The 17,824-nt window shown below is 61.8% G+C and carries 10 protein-coding genes and 1 riboswitch; of the genes, 3 read left to right on the top strand and 7 right to left on the bottom strand.

Translation table 11 applies throughout. The annotated features are described in order from the left end of the window. Positions 1–145 precede the first annotated feature (145 nt). From ACNAZS_RS20200 to ACNAZS_RS20175, 6 genes are all read right to left on the bottom strand, one after another. Complete coding sequence (locus ACNAZS_RS20200) at positions 146–1,480, bottom strand: TolC family outer membrane protein (RefSeq protein WP_415792292.1); 1,335 nt, start codon at positions 1,478–1,480, stop codon at positions 146–148. Positions 1,481–1,492: 12 nt separating this feature from the next. Further along, complete coding sequence (locus ACNAZS_RS20195; RefSeq protein WP_415792291.1) at positions 1,493–2,173, bottom strand: protein-L-isoaspartate O-methyltransferase family protein; 681 nt, start codon at positions 2,171–2,173, stop codon at positions 1,493–1,495. Positions 2,174–2,379: 206 nt separating this feature from the next. After that, on the bottom strand, positions 2,380–3,225 hold the full coding sequence (gene thiD, locus ACNAZS_RS20190; protein WP_415792290.1) for a bifunctional hydroxymethylpyrimidine kinase/phosphomethylpyrimidine kinase: 846 nt from the start codon (positions 3,223–3,225) through the stop codon (positions 2,380–2,382). After that, positions 3,222–4,031, bottom strand: a complete 810-nt coding sequence (locus ACNAZS_RS20185; RefSeq protein ID WP_415792289.1) for a thiazole synthase — start codon at positions 4,029–4,031, stop codon at positions 3,222–3,224. Before ACNAZS_RS20185 ends, thiD begins: the two co-directional genes overlap by 4 nt. Before the next feature lie 231 nt (positions 4,032–4,262). Then, entirely contained in the window at positions 4,263–5,258 is a 996-nt protein-coding gene (locus ACNAZS_RS20180; RefSeq protein WP_415792288.1) for a cobalamin-binding protein, read from the bottom strand. A gap of 11 nt (positions 5,259–5,269) precedes the next feature. After that, on the bottom strand, positions 5,270–7,282 hold the full coding sequence (locus ACNAZS_RS20175) for a TonB-dependent receptor (protein ID WP_415792287.1): 2,013 nt from the start codon (positions 7,280–7,282) through the stop codon (positions 5,270–5,272). Positions 7,283–7,350: 68 nt separating this feature from the next. Next, positions 7,351–7,514: riboswitch (cobalamin riboswitch) on the bottom strand. Positions 7,515–7,607: 93 nt separating this feature from the next. Here ACNAZS_RS20175 and metH point away from each other — a divergent pair. Together metH and ACNAZS_RS20165 are read left to right on the top strand one after the other, a co-directional pair. Further along, positions 7,608–11,381 (top strand): methionine synthase, encoded by a 3,774-nt coding sequence (gene metH, locus ACNAZS_RS20170; protein ID WP_415792286.1) that lies wholly within the window; start codon positions 7,608–7,610, stop codon positions 11,379–11,381. A 529-nt stretch (positions 11,382–11,910) separates the two neighbouring features. Beyond that, positions 11,911–12,732 (top strand): helix-turn-helix transcriptional regulator, encoded by an 822-nt coding sequence (locus ACNAZS_RS20165; protein ID WP_415792284.1) that lies wholly within the window; start codon positions 11,911–11,913, stop codon positions 12,730–12,732. Between the two features lie 79 nt (positions 12,733–12,811). Here ACNAZS_RS20165 and mutY read toward each other — a convergent pair whose 3' ends face one another. Beyond that, positions 12,812–13,918: an A/G-specific adenine glycosylase gene (mutY, locus tag ACNAZS_RS20160; RefSeq protein ID WP_415792282.1), complete on the bottom strand. Its 1,107-nt coding sequence runs from the start codon at positions 13,916–13,918 to the stop codon at positions 12,812–12,814. A gap of 163 nt (positions 13,919–14,081) precedes the next feature. Between mutY and ACNAZS_RS20155 the strand changes: the two genes are divergently transcribed. Next, the gene (locus ACNAZS_RS20155; RefSeq protein ID WP_415792281.1) at positions 14,082–17,639 is read left to right on the top strand and encodes an indolepyruvate ferredoxin oxidoreductase family protein; all 3,558 of its coding nucleotides are present in this window, start codon (positions 14,082–14,084) and stop codon (positions 17,637–17,639) included. Positions 17,640–17,824: the final 185 nt, after the last annotated feature.

Raw genomic sequence — 17,824 nt, 5'->3', positions numbered from 1 at the left:
GTCTTTGAGCGCGGGGTAGTCCCGCGCAGCGGGACCTCGGCCCCTGGTACGGGCCGAGCCCGCGCGATGACGCCGATGGCCCCTATTGCCGAGCCTGACGGGGACGCCTTAAGAACGAAAACCTAAGCCAGCAAACAGCGACCCACTACCGAGGAGGTAACCGCAGCAACCGATTGATCGTTTCGAGATCCGCTTCGGACAGGATTCCGCCAGCAGCCCTGAGGCGTAGGCCGTCGAGCAGGGTGGTGTAGCGGGCTTGGGCGAGGTCGCGTTGGGTGGCGTAGAGTTGTTGTTGGGCGTCCAGGACGTCCAGGTTGATGCGGACACCGATTTCGTAGCCGGTTTTGTTGGCTTCGACGGAGGCTCGGCTGGATTTTTCGCCGGCCTGCAGGGCGCGGACGCGAGCCAAGCCGGTCATGACGCCGGTGTAGTACTGGCGGGCGGATTGGGCGGCTTGGCGGCGGGCGGCCTGGTAGTCGTTGCGGGCTTTTTGTTCGAGTTGGACTTTTTCGGTGACGAGCGACGAGACGCCACCGCCCGAATAGATCGGGATGGACAGGATGATACCGACCGAGGAGTCGACGGCGCGGCTGCCGGCTTGTTCGCGGTTGTTGCCCTCGGCGTTGCCGCTGCTGGCGCGCAGGCTCAGGGTGGGGTAGTGGCCGCCGCGGGCGACCTGGATGCCGCGCTGGGCGATCTGGGTCTGTAGCTGGGCGCGTGCGACTTCCAGGCTGGCGGCTTCGGCCTGGGTGGACCAGTCTTCGAGTCGGGCGGGCTGCGGCGCGGGCAAGGCGACGCTGGCGGGTAGTTCGGCGAGAGCGCCGGGAGGTTCGCCGATGATTTGCGTCAGTTGGCCGCGCAGCACAGTCAGGGTCTGCTGTTGCTGCAATTCTTGGGCGACGATCAGGTCGTAGCGTGCCTGGGCCTCGTAGGTGTCCGTGATGGTCGCGTTGCCAAGTTCGAAGTTTTGTTTGGCCGACTCGAGTTGGGCGGCGATTGAGGCTTTTTCGCCTTCGGTGGCGGTCAATGCGTCTTCGACGCCCAGGATGCTGAAATAGGTATCAGAGACGCGCAGTAACAGATCCTGGTAGGCCTGTTGTAATTGTAATTCCGCGTCGGCGACACCCAGCTTGGCCTGCTCATAGCGCTGCCAGCTTGACCAGTCGTAGAGAGGCTGGGTGAGGACGAGGTCCCAGGTGCCGCGGGCGCCGTCTTGAGTACGTCGGGACAGGTTGCGGGTGGTGCGGGTGTCTTCGTAGACGCCACCGACTTCGGCGTTGACCGCGGGCAATAGGCTGGCGCGTGCTTGCGGGACTTGTTCGACCGAGGCGCGATACTGGGCGCGGGCTGCGGCGTAGACGGGGTCGTTGGCCAAGGCTGCGCGCCAGGTTTGCATCAGGTCTTGCGCGGCGTTAGCGGGTAATCCCCAAATGGCGCTCAGCGCCAAGCCCAGCGTCGCTGCAAGCGATCGGGCGCGCATGAGGATGCCCGATCAGAACTTGAACTGCGAGACAGTGGTGCCCCGCAAGGGCTTGATGACCGTTTCGAACAGATTGACGGTTTCGAAACTGGCGGCCGTGGTGCGCGTGATACGGCAGGCGGTCATGACGGGGGCCTGGCCTACGACGACGACCAGACGGCCACCGACGCGCAGTTGATACTTCAGCGCGTCGGGTACGGCGGGGACGGAGCCTGTCACCAGGATCGCGTCGTATTCGGTGGTGCCCCAGCCATTGCGGGCGTCACCGGTTTCGATCTTGACGTTGGTGACGTTGTTCAGTTGCAGGTTGTTCTGTGCGAAAGCGACCAGACGGTTGTCGATCTCGACTGAGGTGACTTGCTGGGCCAGGTGCGCGAGCAGGGCGGCCTGATAGCCCGAGCCGGTGCCGATTTCCAGTACGCAGTCCGTGGGGGTCAATTGCAGCTCTTGGGCCAGACGGGCCTCGACCTTGGGTGCCAGCATGTTTTGGCGCGTATTGGTCGCATTGATTTCCAATGGGAGTTCCAGGTCGGAAAAGGCGAGGGCGCGCAATGCCGGTGGCACAAATTGCTCGCGGCGAACGGCAAACAGAGCGTCCAGTACCTTGGGATCAAGCACGTCCCAGGGACGGATTTGCTGCTCCACCATGTTGAAGCGGGCTTTTTCTACATCAGGCAGGGTCGAAGCGTTCATGACAGCGAAGAGGAAATCAGGGAGAACAACGGGACATTGTACTGATTCGTTGCGAATCTGGGTGACCCGATGACAAGGGCGATCAGGCGAGACGGCGACGTGGGGGATCAGGCGAAACGGCGATCAGACGAAATGGCGATGAGGCGGCGTTTGTGGCCGCCGCGATATCCCGAGATCGCCTCCCTATCGCCGTACGTCGTCAGCGGTCACCACCAGGCGTGAAAATGATGTGTTGGCCCGTGGCCCGATCCAACTTGCAAGCGGTCGGCATGGCGCAAGGCCTCGGCCAGGTAGGCTTTGGCTCGGCGGGCGACTTCGGGGACGTCGTCGATTTGCGGCAGCAGCGCGGCCAGGGCCGCCGATAAAGTGCAGCCCGTGCCATGGGTGTTGCGGGTTTCGATGCGTTGGCCTGGCAGTTCGATCATGCGGTCGCCGTCGTGTAGCAGGTCGATGGTGTCGTTGCCCGGCAGGTGCCCGCCCTTGAGCAGGACCCAGCGTTGCCCTGAGTAGGCCATGGTGTTGCGCAGGCGTTCGGCGACACGGCGCATTTCCTTGACGGTCTCGACGGGGCGTTCGTCTAGCAGGACGCCGGCTTCGGGCAGGTTGGGGGTCAGCAGGGTGGCCTGGGGCAGCAGGGCCTCGCGCAAGGCGCCGACGGCGTTGCGCTCGAGCAGATGATCACCGCTTTTGGCGACCATGACGGGATCCAGGACGACGTGCGCGGGACGCCACTTGGCCAATTTTTCCGCGACGACCAGCGTCACGGGTTGCTGGCCCAGCATGCCGATCTTGACGGCATCGATGCGTACGTCGGCAAACAGCGTATCGATCTGCTGGCCGACAAACTCGGGCGGTACGGGCGAGATGGCGGTGACACCCTGGGTGTTTTGGGCGGTGAGCGCGGCGATCACGGCGCAGCCGTAGGCGCCGAGCGCGCTCATGGCTTTGATGTCGGCTAGAACGCCTGCGCCGCCCGAGGGGTCGACGCCGGCGATGCTCAGGGCGTTGGGAATAGGCCGGTCGCTCGTTTGCGCGGCGCGCGAAGCACTCATCGGGTGTTGGCCGGGGCGGCGGTGATCAGGCCTTCGGTGGGCGAGCTCGGCGCGCCACTGTAGAGCTTGCGGGGCATGCGGCCGGCCAGGTAGGCATCACGACCTGCCTGTACGCCGTTTTTCATGGCACGCGCCATCAGGATGGGGTCTTGGGCGCCCGCGATAGCAGTATTCATCAAGATCCCGTCGCAGCCGAGTTCCATGGCGATCGCGGCGTCGGAAGCCGTGCCCACGCCGGCATCGACCAGCACGGGAACGCGTGCCTGGTCGATGATCAGCCGCAGGTTCCAGGGGTTCAGGATGCCCATGCCCGAGCCGATCAGCGAGGCCAGCGGCATCACCGCGACGACGCCCAGGTCTTCGAGCATGCGGCACTGGATGGGATCGTCGGTGCAATACACCATGACCTTGAAGCCGTCATCGACCAGGACCTTGGCCGCCTCGAGGGTGGCGGGCATGTTGGGAAACAAGGTGTGCGAATCGCCGAGAACTTCGAGTTTGACCAGGTCATGGCCGTCGAGCAGCTCGCGCGCCAGTCGCAGCGTGCGCACCGCGTCATCGGCGGTGTAGCAGCCTGCCGTATTGGGCAGCAGGGTGAACTTGGACGGGGGCACATAGTCCAGCAAGCTGGGCTCGCCGGGATTCTGGCCGATGTTGGTACGGCGAATGGCCACCGTCACAATTTCTGTGCCGCTGGCATCCAGCGCGGCGCGTGTCTGTTCGAAGTCTTTGTACTTGCCGGTGCCCACGAGCAAACGGGATTGATATTCGCGCCCGGCGATGGTCAAAGTATCTGGAGTCGTCATTGTTCTGCGTGCAAGAAAAAAGTGCGATGGCCGGCTCGCAAGAGGCGACCGGCAAGTACTCCATGATAATCCACCCGGACATTGTGTCGGAACCGTCAGCGAGGGCGCGGCGAGCGGCCTTTTCTGAGGGGTCCTCTGAGGCGCCGTCAGCCTGTCGCAGGACGTCATGGCCGGGCGCGCATCGGGGGCGGGAGTGTTTGGCTGGAAACGAGGCCGCGACTTGACGAAACGTTACTTGACGAGGCCTCTTTGCCGGCGGACATGGTCCAGATGCTCGCATAGCTGCTCTGCCATGTCGATCAACCGCGGCCCCGGTCGATAGAGCGCGTCGGCATCCAGGTTGAAAACGTGACCATCCCGGGCGGCCGGCAAGCCGTGGCGTTGCCAGGTTTGCAGATTACGCTGGGCATCGTCCGTGTCTGTCGCGCCGGCGATCACGGCGTCCGGGCGCGCCGCCAGCACGCTTTCCAGCGAGAGTTGAGGCGCCAGCGTAGATAGATCGGCAAAGACGTTCACGCCGCCGCACACCTGTATCGCGTCGTTGATGATGCTGCGGCCGCTCAGCGTATAGATCGGCTGCAAGCCGGCCTGGATGAAAACTCGCACCGGTGTGCTGTCGGCATAGCGCGCCGATAGCGTGGCCAGGCGTGTGCGCATCGCGTCGGCCGCCGCATTCGCTTGCGGCTCGGTGCCAAACAGGCGACCCATCGTTTGCACCGCGTCGGCAATGGCGGCCAGCGTGCGTGGATCGCTGTAGAACACGGACACGTTGAGGCGTTGCATCCAGTCTGCCAGTGGGTCGGATGCCGCGGGCTGCCAGGCGATAAGCAGATCGGGGCGCAACGACGTCGCGATTTCGAGGTTCGGGCGCAGCGCCGTGCCGATGGAGGGTAGGGCGAGGGTTGCGGCGGGATAGTTGCTGCCCTCTGCGGTGCCGGCGAGATAAGCCCCCGCGCCCGCCGCGTAGACGAGTTCGGTCGCATGAGGGGCCGATGTAATGGCCCGCCGAGCGGGACTCGACAGCGTGACAATACGTCCCTGGTCGTCGCGCACGACGATGTCTGCGGCCAGCGCCGAGGTCGTCGCCAACAGAAGTGGCGCGAGGAACCGCGCGAAAATTCGCACGGGAACCTGCACAAAGAACCGCACGGCGGCCGATGTCCGGCCGAGCCGTCTGGCTAGACTGGTAAGCCGGGCAATATGCGTCGTGGGTTCAAGGGAGCGCATCAGTCACGGTATCAATAACGAATCGTCAGGGACGCCTGGACGTTTCGGCCGGCCGCCGGATACAGGTTGTAGGCGCCGGTCGCGCCCGTGCTGCCCGAACGGATGCCATACGTCGCGTAGTCGCGATCAAACAGATTGTTGACGGCCAGCGTACCTGAGATGTTCTTCGTAAAGTCGTAGCCGATTTTGCCGTTGACCAGGAAGTAGTCATCGATCTGCTGGTCGAACTGATTGGCTTGATCGTTATCCATGCGTGCTTTGCCTACGTACTGGCCAGACAGGCTGACAAACAGTTTGTCAGTGGGACGCCAGGTCGCGCCCAGGTTCGCCATCCATTTGGGGGCCAGGGGCACGGTGTTGCCTGCCAGGTCCACACCGCCATAGGTCCCTGAACGGAATTTTGCCTGCATCCAAGTGACGTTGGCATCCAGGGTCAGCGTGCGCGTCAGGTCGTGATGGCCTTCCAGTTCTATCCCTTGGCGGCGCGTCGGGTCCAGGTTGACGTTCGAGAACGTCACCGGGTTGTACTGGATCTCGTTGGTCAGGTCGTAGCGATACCAGGTCAGCCGGGCGCTGGATGTGTCCGATTGCCACAAGATGCCGAGTTCTTTGTCCACCGACGTTTGTGGCTTGAGTGGCGTGGCCACGTAGAGCAGTTCGTCGGAATTGGCAAAGCGAAAACTGCGGCCTATCTTTCCGTAAGCGCTAAAGCCCGCGGCGATGTCCTGACGTACCGCCAATTGCCAGGCGCCCAAATGGCGCGTCTCGTCCGAGTTGCCGCTAAAACCCGACAAGGTTTCCAACTGGTCGTTGGCGTACTGCCGACGACCGCCCAGCGTAACGCGGGTGGTATCAGTGGCCTGCACTTGGGCCTCGGCAAAGACGCCGTGCTGGTGTTGTTTGGCTCGCCATTGGTCAGGCATCGTGGAGAACGAGTACTGATTGGTGGCATCCAGATCACTGTCCAGCATGTCGGCACCCAGGATCAGCGCGTGCTTGCCGGCAATCGGCAACTGATAGCGCAGGCTACTGGTGGTTTCGTCCAGGTCCTGGGTGCGGGTCGTGTCGCCAAAGCTACTGCCGGCAAAGCCAGTCAGGGATTTATTGCGTTGATTCAACTCGGCATATAGCGTGCCCGCGCCCAGTCGCTGTTCGATCTGCACGCCGAAGGCGTCGGTCTGCGTGTTGACAAAATCATCAGGCGTCGAGGTGCCGCGTGGATCGTCTTCGTATTCATTCAGGCCGGTCGCCGGATCGACCCGACGAGGGCCGGGCAGGCCCAGTTTCTGGTGCGTGGTGCGGGCATACAGGCGGATGTCGCCGTTGTCATGATGAAACGCCAGCCCCACGCCGCCGCTGTCGCGACTTTCGCGGTTGTTGTCGCGATAGTTGTCGGTACGCAGCGTCTGACCATAGACGTCTACTGTCACGTGTTCGTTTTGCAGGCTGACGTTCGCATCGAGCTGGCGCAGGCCGTAGCTGCCTACCGTACCCGTTGCGCTGGCCGAGACCGGTTGCCCGCTGGGGTTGCCCTGTTTGGTAATGATGTTGATGACGCCGCCGGTCGTTCCTCCGCCGTACTGCACCGAGCCGCTGCCGCGCACGATCTCGATGCGCTCGATGCGATTCAACGGTACCGTCCCCAGTGACGGGGCGGACAGGTCATTGGTGTTTTGCGGCACACCGTCGATCAGGATCAGGGTATTGCTGAATCCTGCGATTCCAAAGCCGCGCAAGTCCACGAGCCCTTGTTCGGCAGCCCCTGTGTTGTTGATCACATGCACACCCGCCTGGGTGGACAGCAGTTCTTGCACGGTCATGGCGCTGCTGGTGTGGATTTGCTCCGCTGTCAGTACCGAGACTTGTACGGGCTGATCGCGGGTTTCGGTCCGCACACGGGAGGCGGTGACGGTAATGGCGCTGAGTTCGGGAATTGCAGCGGTCAGGATGGGTTGTTGGGCGACCGCCAGCGTCGGGGCGGTGCAAAGCAAGATACTGGCGGCATACCAGCAATAACGGGACATGATCGGTCTGACCTCGGTGTGACGCGCGACCCCGCACGTCGTTCTCGGAAATGGGGCGCGTCAAGCGCGACCCCGTGGGCGGACTGGCCGGTATCGGGCTGCCATGCGGCGTAACGCGGCATGGGGACCGTTGCGGGGGCAGCACAGGCTGGACGCGCAGGGCGTCTTCCTGTTTCCCGTTTATCTTCTGCACGCATGACGCGCCAGAAGCACCAGTTCGGGGCGAAACTGTATCACTGGCAGGCAGGGCGCGACCCGTTTTGTTACCATCAAAGATCGGTTTTCAGGCAATTTTTGCCTTTTCACCACATTTCCGAGATATCCCGTGCCGTATCCCCGCCTGCCCTATCCGCTGTCGTCCTACACCCGTGGTAGTGACTTTGCCCGCCTGCTTGGTGAGCGCATCCTGATCCTGGATGGCGCCATGGGCACTATGATCCAGCGCTACAAGCTGGGCGAAGCCGATTTTCGCGGTCAGCGTTTCGCCGATCACGGCAAAGACCTGAAAGGCGACAACGAGCTGCTGTCGCTGGTGCGGCCGGACATCATCGATGAAATCCATCGCCAGTATCTTGAGGCGGGCGCCGATGTCATCGAGACCAATACCTTTGGGGCGACCTCAATTGCACAGGGCGACTATGACTTGCCCGGCCTGGCCTACGAGCTGAACCTTGAATCCGCACGCCTGGCGCGCGTCGCCTGTGATGCCTACAGCACGCCAGAGCGTCCGCGCTTTGTCGCGGGCGCGTTGGGGCCGCAACCCAAGACCGCGTCGATCTCGCCGGACGTCAACGATCCCGGTGCGCGCAACGTCACGTTTGATGAATTGCGCGTTGCCTATGTCGAGCAGCTCAACGGCTTGCTGGACGGGGGCATCGACATCGTCCTGATCGAAACCATTTTCGACACGCTCAACGCCAAGGCGGCGATCTTTGCCGTCGAGTCCGTCTTTGACGAGCGCGGCGTGCGTCTGCCCGTCATGATCTCGGGCACCGTGACCGATGCGTCGGGCCGCATTTTGTCGGGCCAGACCGTCGAAGCCTTCTGGAACTCCGTCCGTCATGCACGGCCCGTCACCATCGGACTGAACTGTGCGTTGGGTGCGGCCTTGATGCGTCCGTATGTGGCCGAGCTGTCCAAGATCTGCGAAACCTACGTCTGCGTATATCCGAACGCGGGCCTGCCCAATCCCATGGCGGAAACCGGCTTCGACGAAACCCCGGCCGATACCTCGAGCTTGCTAGAAGAATTCGCGCAAGCCGGGTTGGTGAATATGTCGGGCGGCTGTTGCGGCACGACGCCGGATCACATTCGCGCTATTGCCGACAAAGTCGCCACGCTCACGCCGCGTGTGGTGCCGGAGATTCCCATCAAGACTCGCCTGTCGGGCCTGGAGGCGTTGAACATCGACGAGGAGTCGTTGTTTGTCAACGTGGGCGAGCGCACTAACGTGACAGGCAGCAAGATGTTTGCACGCCTGATCCGCGAAGAAAAATACGACGAAGCCCTGGCCGTCGCGCGTCAACAAGTCGAAAACGGCGCACAGATCATCGACATCAACATGGATGAGGCCATGCTGGATTCGGTAGCGTGCATGCACCGTTTCCTGAACCTGATTGCCTCCGAGCCCGATATCGCTCGCGTGCCTATCATGATCGACAGCTCCAAATGGGAGGTCATCGAGACGGGCTTGAAATGCGTGCAGGGCAAGTCCATCGTGAACTCGATCTCCATGAAAGAGGGCGAGGATAGCTTCCGCGAGCACGCGCGTTTGTGCCGACGCTATGGCGCGGCCGCGGTGGTCATGGCATTTGACGAACAAGGCCAGGCCGACACGCTAGAGCGTCGCAAGGAAATCTGTGCACGCGCCTACAAAATTCTGGTCGAAGAAGAAAACTTCCCGCCCGAAGACATCATCTTTGACCCTAACGTGTTTGCGGTGGCCACCGGCATCGACGAGCACAATCACTACGCCATGGATTTCATCGAAGGCGCGGGCTGGATTCGGCAAAACTTGCCGCACGCACGCCTTTCGGGCGGAATCTCCAATGTCAGCTTCTCGTTCCGCGGCAACGAGGCGATGCGCGAGGCCATCCATACGGTATTCCTGTATTACGCCATCCAACAAGGCCTGACGATGGGTATCGTCAACGCGGGCCAGCTCGGCGTGTATGCCGATCTGGATGCGCAACTACGCGATTTAGTCGAAGACGTCATCCTGGACCGCCCCGAACCCGTCGGCAAAACCGACCCGGTCGATGAGCGCTCGCCCACCGAACGGCTAGTGCAGTTTGCCGATAGCGTCAAAGGTTCCGGCGCCAAAAAAGAAGAAGACCTGACCTGGCGTACCGCGCCCGTGCGAGAGCGTTTGTCGCACGCGCTGGTGCTTGGTATCACCAACTTCATCGTCGAAGACACCGAAGAGGTTCGCCAAGAGATCGCCGATCGTGGCGGCCGCCCCATTGAGGTCATCGAAGGCCCGTTGATGGACGGCATGAACATCGTGGGCGACCTGTTTGGCGCCGGCAAAATGTTCCTGCCCCAGGTCGTGAAATCCGCCCGCGTCATGAAGCAGGCGGTCGCGCATCTGATTCCCTTCATCGAAGAAGAAAAGCGCCAGATCGAAGCCGCTGGCGGCGATGTGCGCGCCCGGGGCAAGATGGTCATCGCCACCGTCAAGGGCGACGTTCACGATATTGGCAAAAACATCGTGTCCGTGGTCATGCAGTGCAATAACTTTGAGGTCGTGAACATGGGCGTCATGGTGCCCTGCGCGCAGATCCTCGACAAGGCCAAAGAAGAGAAAGCCGACATCGTCGGCCTATCCGGCCTGATCACGCCCAGTCTCGAAGAAATGGCCTACGTAGCCTCGGAAATGCAGCGTGATCCGTATTTCCGCGATCGCAAGATCCCCCTGATGATCGGCGGCGCGACCACCAGCCGCGTCCATACAGCCGTCAAGATTGCTCCTCACTATGACGGTCCCGTGATCTACACTCCCGACGCCAGTCGTGCCGTCGGCGTGGCCGCCAACCTGGTCTCCGATCAGGCACAAAGCTATATCGACGAAATCGCCGCAGAATACGAGACCGTCCGTCGTCGCCACGCCAATCGCAAGGCCACGCCGCTGGTCTCGCTAGCCGACGCGCGCGCCGCCCGTCCGCAGATCGACTGGTCAAGCTATGTGCCGCCCCGCCCGAAATTCATCGGCCGCCGCGCCTTCAAAAGCTACGACCTCGCCGAAATCGCCAAGTACCTGGACTGGACACCGTTCTTCCAGACCTGGAGTCTGTTCGGCCAATTCCCCGCTATCCTGGAAGACAAAGTGGTGGGTGAGCAGGCCCAGAAAGTCTACGCCGACGGGAAAGCCATGCTCAAACGCATCATCGACGGACGCTGGCTGACCGCCAACGGCGTCGTGGCGTTTTATCCGGCCAATACCGTCAACGACGACGACATCGAGATCTATACCGACGAATCGCGCAGCGAGGTGCTCTTCACCTATCGCAATGTGCGCCAACAAGGCGTCAAGCGCGAAGGCGTCAGCAATAAGTGTCTGGCAGACTACATTGCCCCCAAGTCCAGCGGCGTCGCCGACTACATCGGCATGTTCGCTGTCACGGCCGGCCTCGGTATCGAGAAAAAAGAAGCCGAATTCCAGGCCGACTTGGACGACTATTCCAGCATCATGCTCAAGAGCCTGGCCGACCGCCTCGCCGAAGGCTTCGCCGAGTGCCTGCACGCACGCGTTCGCCAAGACCTGTGGGGTTATGCGGTCGACGAGACCCTCTCCAACGACGAAATGATCGCCGAAAAATACGTCGGCATCCGTCCGGCCCCCGGTTACCCAGCCTGCCCGGAGCACGTCGTCAAAACCGACATGTTCCGCGTTCTGGATGGCGATGATATCGATATGCTCCTGACCGACAGCTATGCCATGTATCCGGCTTCGAGCGTCTCGGGCTTTTACTTCAGCCATCCGCAGTCGCAGTACTTCAACGTAGGTACCATCGGTGAGGATCAACTCGCCGATTATGTTGCCCGCAGCGGTCGTAGCGAAGAAGACGTGCGGCGGACGTTGGGTCCTAGCCTCGGTTGATGTTTACCCGCGTGGCGGGGTTGGGTGCTGCTAATGGCGCCGCGGTCGTCCGTGTAAAGGCCACGCCGGCCAAATCGCGCCGACTCGGCCCNTGANCAGGGGCCTCGGTCCCGCTNCGCGGGACTAAATCGGCGCTCAAAAGGCCGGCGTGGCCTTTACACGGACGACCGCGGCTTGCGTTGTTCCCACTTTCCCGAATCGTTTCGTGCAGGCACGGTCATTGAATTTGTTGCGGTTTATCTTCGGTGATGCTGGTATGCAATGATGATTGCATGCAGCGACGAAGACATGCAATCACTGTGAGTTTCTGGCGGGTTCGCGGATTGGCCGCGCTGGCCTTTTGAACCTCGGGCAGTCCCGCGCAGCGGGACCGAGGCCCCTGGTCGGGCCGAGCCGAGGTGATTAGGCCAGCGCGGCCAATCCGCGAACCCGCCAGAAACGCCTTCACAGCGATCCCCTCCGCCAGCAACATACCTCGCATCCCAACGAAGTAACATGCCCTCAACGTACAACAACTTCACTGCCCTGTATGAGCACTACAGCACAACCCGGTACGCCGGTATTACATGAGAGTTCGACCCGTCGACGGCATGCGTTGGGAGAGTTTGTGCGGGCGGCGCGAGCGCGGATCACGCCGCAGATGGCGGGATTGCCCGAGGGGATGCGGCGACGCACGCCCGGGTTGCGGCGCGAGGAGGTGGCGCAACTGTGTGGCATCAGCGTGACTTGGTATACGTGGATCGAGCAGGGGCGTGAGGTCTCGGTGTCGCCGGCGGTGTGGGCGCGGATTGCCGGCGTGCTGCAGTTGGCGCGTGCTGAACGTGCGTATTTGTTTGAGTTGGCGGAATGCGCGGATCCGCAGCATCCGCGTGATGATGGGAGTGAAGCGCCGGGGTTGCTGCGAGAGTGCGTGGATGCGATCACTGCGCCGGCTTATGTGTTGGATCGGGCCTGGAATGTCTTGGTGCATAACGCGCCGATGAACGACTTGTTTGATGCGTGGCCCGTGCGTGATCCGCAGCCGAATTTACTGCGATATATATTTTTGAATCCGGCGGCGCGCCAACTGGTGGTGGATTGGGAGCAGCGCGCGCGTCGGGTGGTGGCGGAGTTTCGGGCCGATGCGGGAGCGCATTTGGACGAGCCCGACGTGTTGACGCTGTTGGACGAGTTGAATCGTGACAGTGAGGTGTTTGCGCACTGGTGGACGCGACACGCCGTCGTCGAGCGCGAGGGCGGTTTGCGAGAGTTTCAGCATCCGCAGTATGGGCGCCTGGCTTATCAGCAAACGACGTTTCGGTTGGCGACGCATCCGGACTTGAAGTTGGTGATGCTATTGCAGGATGCGTGAGTGTGCATGGGTATCAGGCGTGCATGATTGACGCCTGAGTCGTCGATGCGGCGCGCGGACCAATCGCAGGAACGACCTCCTAGTCGGGTAAACCAGCTTCTAATAGGCCGTCAAGCAGTTTGCGGATGGGGGCCGGAAGTGCGAGCGAGGGGAGCTCTGCCTGGCTGGCCCAGCGCTGCGGCATTGCGGGTTTGGCGGACGCAGTGGCGGACGCTATGGCGGGCGGGGCCAAGGTTTTCCGGCTGGACGTGACGACGTCTTTGACGGGTAGATACCACGGTTTGATGTGCAGGCGATAGTGCGTGAACGTGTGCGCGAAAGCGGCGAGCTCGTAGCGTTGCTGGGGCTCCAGGCCTAATTGCTGCGTGGCCTGGGTGGGGTCACCGCCGGCGTCGAATTCGGGCAGGCTCCAGAGCCCGCCCCAGATGCCGGGCGAGGGGCGTTGTTGCAGCAAGATGGCGCCGCCGCGTTGCAGGATCAGCATGCCGGTTTGGCGTTCGGGAATGGCTTTGCGGACTTTGGGAGTGGGAAGTTCGCTTTGGCGCCCGTCACGGCGCGCGATACAGGTTTCGGTGATGGGGCAGCGTGCACAGTCGGGTTTGCCGCGGGTGCACAGTGTGGCGCCCAAGTCCATCAGGCCCTGGGTATAGGTGGACATGTTCAGGCCGGGGGCGTTGGCGACTTGCTGCTCTGCCAGGGTCCAGAGTTTTTGTTCTACCTCGCGTCGTGCAGGGTCGCCTTCGATACCGAAATGGCGTGTGAAAACGCGTTTGACGTTGCCATCGAGGATGGGTGAGCGCTCGCCATAGGCGAAGGCGGCGATGGCGGCGGCGGTGGAGCGGCCGATGCCGGGCAGGGTGGCGATTTGTTCGGCGGTGGGCGGAAAGCGTCCGTTCCAGTCGCTCATGATGGTCTGTGCGCAGCGATGCAGATTGCGCGCGCGGGCGTAGTAGCCCAAGCCGGCCCAATAGGGCATGACGTCTTCTTGCTCGGCCGCGGCCAGGGTGGCGACGTCAGGAAAGCGCTCCAGGAAACGTTGATAGTACGGAATGACCGTCGCGACCTGGGTTTGCTGCAGCATGATTTCTGACAGCCAGATCCGATAGGGGTCTTGGGTATGTTGCCAGGGTAATCCGTGGCGGCCCTGGCTCGCTTGCCAGGTGACGATTCGAAGGGCGAAATCCATAGGGCGGAATTATCGCACCTGGACGCCGGCCCTCTTGCATCGGCCCGCGGCGACGAGTACAACCGTTACATAACAACGGCATGCCTCCCGATCCTGCTCACGCCCGTTTTCATAAGAAAGGGTGCGTATCGCGGGGTTGGGCATTCAAAACCCTGGAGTAGACATGAACGCCCCTCTTTCGTCCGCCCACAACGCGGCGTTGGCTTCGGTACAGCTGGATGACAAATACACCCTGGAGACAGGTCGCGCCTGGATGAGCGGTATCCATGCGTTGGTACGCTTGCCCATGATGCAGCGCGTTCGCGATCTGCAGGCGGGGTTGAACACGGCGGGATATATCTCGGGCTATCGCGGCTCGCCGCTGGGTGGCGTGGATCTGAATATGTGGAAGGCCGCCAAGTATCTCAAGGCGCACCACATCGAGTTTCAACCGGGCGTGAACGAAGACCTGGCCGCGACGGCGGTCTGGGGGTCGCAGCAGGTCAATCTGTTTCCCGGCGCACGCTATGACGGCGTGTTTGGCATGTGGTACGGCAAGGGTCCGGGAGTCGACCGCTGTGGCGATGTGTTCAAGCATGCCAATGCCGCCGGGACAGCGCCGCATGGCGGTGTGCTGGTCGTAGCCGGCGACGATCATCCAGCGAAGTCATCCACCCTGCCGCATCAAAGCGATCACATCCTGAAAGCCTGCATGATCCCGGTGTTGTTTCCAGCCAGCGTGCAAGAGGTCATGGATTACGGCCTGCACGGCTGGGCCATGAGTCGCTACGCGGGCGTATGGGTGGGCATGAAATGCATTACCGACATTGTCGAGGTTTCGGCCTCGGTCGATGTGGATCCGCACCGTGTGTCTATCGTTCTGCCGCAGGACGTGCCGTTGCCGCCCGACGGACTGAGTATTCGTTTTCCGGATACCCCCTTGCAACAAGAGGCCCGCCTGCTTGATTACAAGCTCTACGCCGCGCTGGCCTATGCGCGGGCCAATGGACTGAACCGCGAGCTGTGGCAGGTGCCGGCAGATCAGGCGCGCTTTGGCATCATGACGTCTGGCAAAGCGTATCTGGATACGCGTCAGGCTTTGTCCGATCTGGGTTTGACCGAGGCGGTCTGTCGCCGCATTGGCCTGCGCTTGTTCAAGGTGGGCATGGTATGGCCGCTGGAGGCTACCGGTGTGCAGCAATTTGCCGACGGGCTGGACGAAATCCTGGTCGTCGAGGAAAAGCGCCAGATCCTGGAGTATCAATTAAAAGAAGAGCTTTTTAGCTGGATTGGTAGCGGCAAAAAAATTCCCCGCGTCGTGGGCAAGTTTGACGACAAGGACGGTGGGGAATGGTCCGTGCCGCAGGGCAACTGGTTATTGCCGGCGCATTACGAGTTTTCTCCTGCCATGGTGGCCAAAGCCGTGGGTGCGCGCCTGTTGCGCTTTACGTTACCCGATGACGTTCGGGCCGGCATCGAGGCGCGACTGGCGTTTATCACGGCACGTGAGCAGGCGCTGGCCAAACCGCGCGTCGTCGCCGAGCGCAAGCCGTGGTTCTGTTCGGGCTGTCCGCACAATACCTCGACCCGGGTGCCCGAGGGGTCGCGGGGCATGGCGGGTATTGGCTGTCACTATATGGTGACCTGGATGGGCCGCAATACGCAGACCTATACTCAGATGGGCGGCGAAGGCGTGCCCTGGCTGGGACAGTCGCCTTTTACGGACGAGAAGCATGTGTTCGCCAATTTGGGTGACGGCACTTACTTTCATTCGGGGTTGTTGGCGATTCGAGCGGCGGTCGCGGCCAAAGCCCCTATTACCTACAAGATCCTGTTCAACGACGCGGTGGCCATGACGGGCGGCCAACCCGTGGATGGCCCCATCGATGTGCCGATGATCACGCGTCAGGTGGCCGCCGAAGGCATCGACAAAATCGTCGTCGTGACTGACGAACCCGACAAGTACAACGGTGTGAGCGATTTGGCGCCGGGCGTTCCGGTTCGCCACCGCGACGAACTGGATGCGGTCATGCGCGAGCTGCGCGAGTATCCCGGCGTGTCGGTGCTCGTGTATGACCAGACCTGCGCGACTGAAAAACGGCGTCGCCGCAAACGCAATGCTTATCCGGATCCCGCTCGCCGCGTCGTGATCAACGAACGGGTGTGCGAGGGTTGTGGCGATTGTTCCGAACAATCGCATTGCTTATCCGTCGAGCCGCTGGAAACCGAGTTTGGTCGCAAACGCACCATCAACCAGTCCAGCTGCAACAAGGATTTTTCCTGTCTGAAGGGCTTTTGCCCGAGTCTGGTGACAGTCGAAGGGGGCAAGCTGCGCAAACCTCAGGCCCTGGCGCAAGACGGCGCCATTGATGCCGGTGTGCCCCAGCCTGATGTTCCCGGGTTGGAACGGCCCTATGGTGTGTTCATTGCAGGTATTGGCGGCACGGGCGTGATCACCATTGGCCAGTTGCTGGGCATGGCCGCGCATCTCGAGGGCAAGGGCTGCTCGGTGCTGGATATGGCGGGTCTGGCCCAAAAAGGCGGCGCGGTGTTCTCGCACGTCATGTTGACCCAGAGACCGGACGATCTGCTCAATACCCGTGTGGCCATGGGCGAGGCGGATCTGATGTTAGCGGGCGATCTGGTCGTGGCAACGAGTCAGGAGGCGGTGGCTCGCATGCGCGTCGACCGTACCCGGGTATTGCTCAATAGTGACGTTGCTCCCACTGCGGCGTTCGTGAACGATCCAGATTGGCGATTGCCAGCCGCCGATCTGCAAACGACGTTGCGCAGCGCTTGCGGTGAGGACGGTGTCGATAGTGTCGATGCGGCGGGCCTGGCGGTACGACTGCTTGGTGACGCGATCTACGCCAATCCGCTGATGATGGGGTACGCCTATCAAAAGGGTTGGTTGCCCTTGGGAGAGGCCGCGCTGCTCCGGGCGATTGAGCTCAATGGGCAGCAGGTGCCGAATAACTTGACTGCATTTGCCTGGGGCCGTCGTGCGGCGCACGACCTGGCTGCGGTGCAGCGTCTAGTTGCACCGGCTGCGCCCGTGGTCAGCATCGACCGCCCCGTGGGCGAGCTGGATGCCTTGGTGGCCGTACGCAGCGAGTTTTTGATGGCCTATCAGAATGCGGCCTATGCGAGGCGCTATCGGGACCTGGTGCAGCAGGTCGCCCAAGCCGAGCAAGCCGCGACGGGAACGACACGTCTGGCCGCGGCCGTGGCGCGCTATTACTTCAAACTGATGGCTTACAAAGATGAGTATGAAGTGGCGCGTCTCTATACCGATGGCGAGTTTCTCAAACAGGTGGATGCCCAGTTCGAGGGCGACTGGAAACTGCATTTCCATCTGGCCCCACCGTTATTGGCGCGCCGGGACGCGCAGGGCCATTTGATCAAGCGTGCCTACGGGCCGAGCATGCTCAAGGCATTCCGCCTGCTGGCGCGGCTGCGATTCTTGCGGGGCACGCCATTGGATGTGTTCGGGTATACGGGTGAGCGTCGGGCCGAACGTGCTTTGATCGACACGTATTACAGCGATATACAAGCCATTTTGGCCAAACTGAGCCGGGCGAATCTGGATCAGGCCGTGGCATTGGCGAGTCTGCCCGATACGATTCGTGGCTATGGCCACGTTAAGGAAGCCAATATGCAGCAGGCCGCCGCCCGCCGGGGCGAACTCATGCAGACTTTCAGTGCTGCGGTCACCACCCTTACACGCGCTCGCGCGGCCTGACAGGTTTTGGGGGCGTCAAAATGCGTTAATTATTTTTTCTTTATGTAAGAAAAAATAAAATATACGCTCTGCCAATCCGCGGTTGGAGGAACGAAATCACGGAGCCGCCGGAAATTCGAGTTGATGCGTCCCCAAAATATTTCGGGGATACGGTGCGTGTTGCACGGTATCCCCGTCAAGTCGAT

This window comes from Bordetella tumulicola, assembly GCF_965138755.1.
Taxonomy (GTDB): domain Bacteria; phylum Pseudomonadota; class Gammaproteobacteria; order Burkholderiales; family Burkholderiaceae_B; genus Bordetella_A; species Bordetella_A tumulicola.
This window is presented reverse-complemented; position numbering and strand designations above follow the sequence as displayed.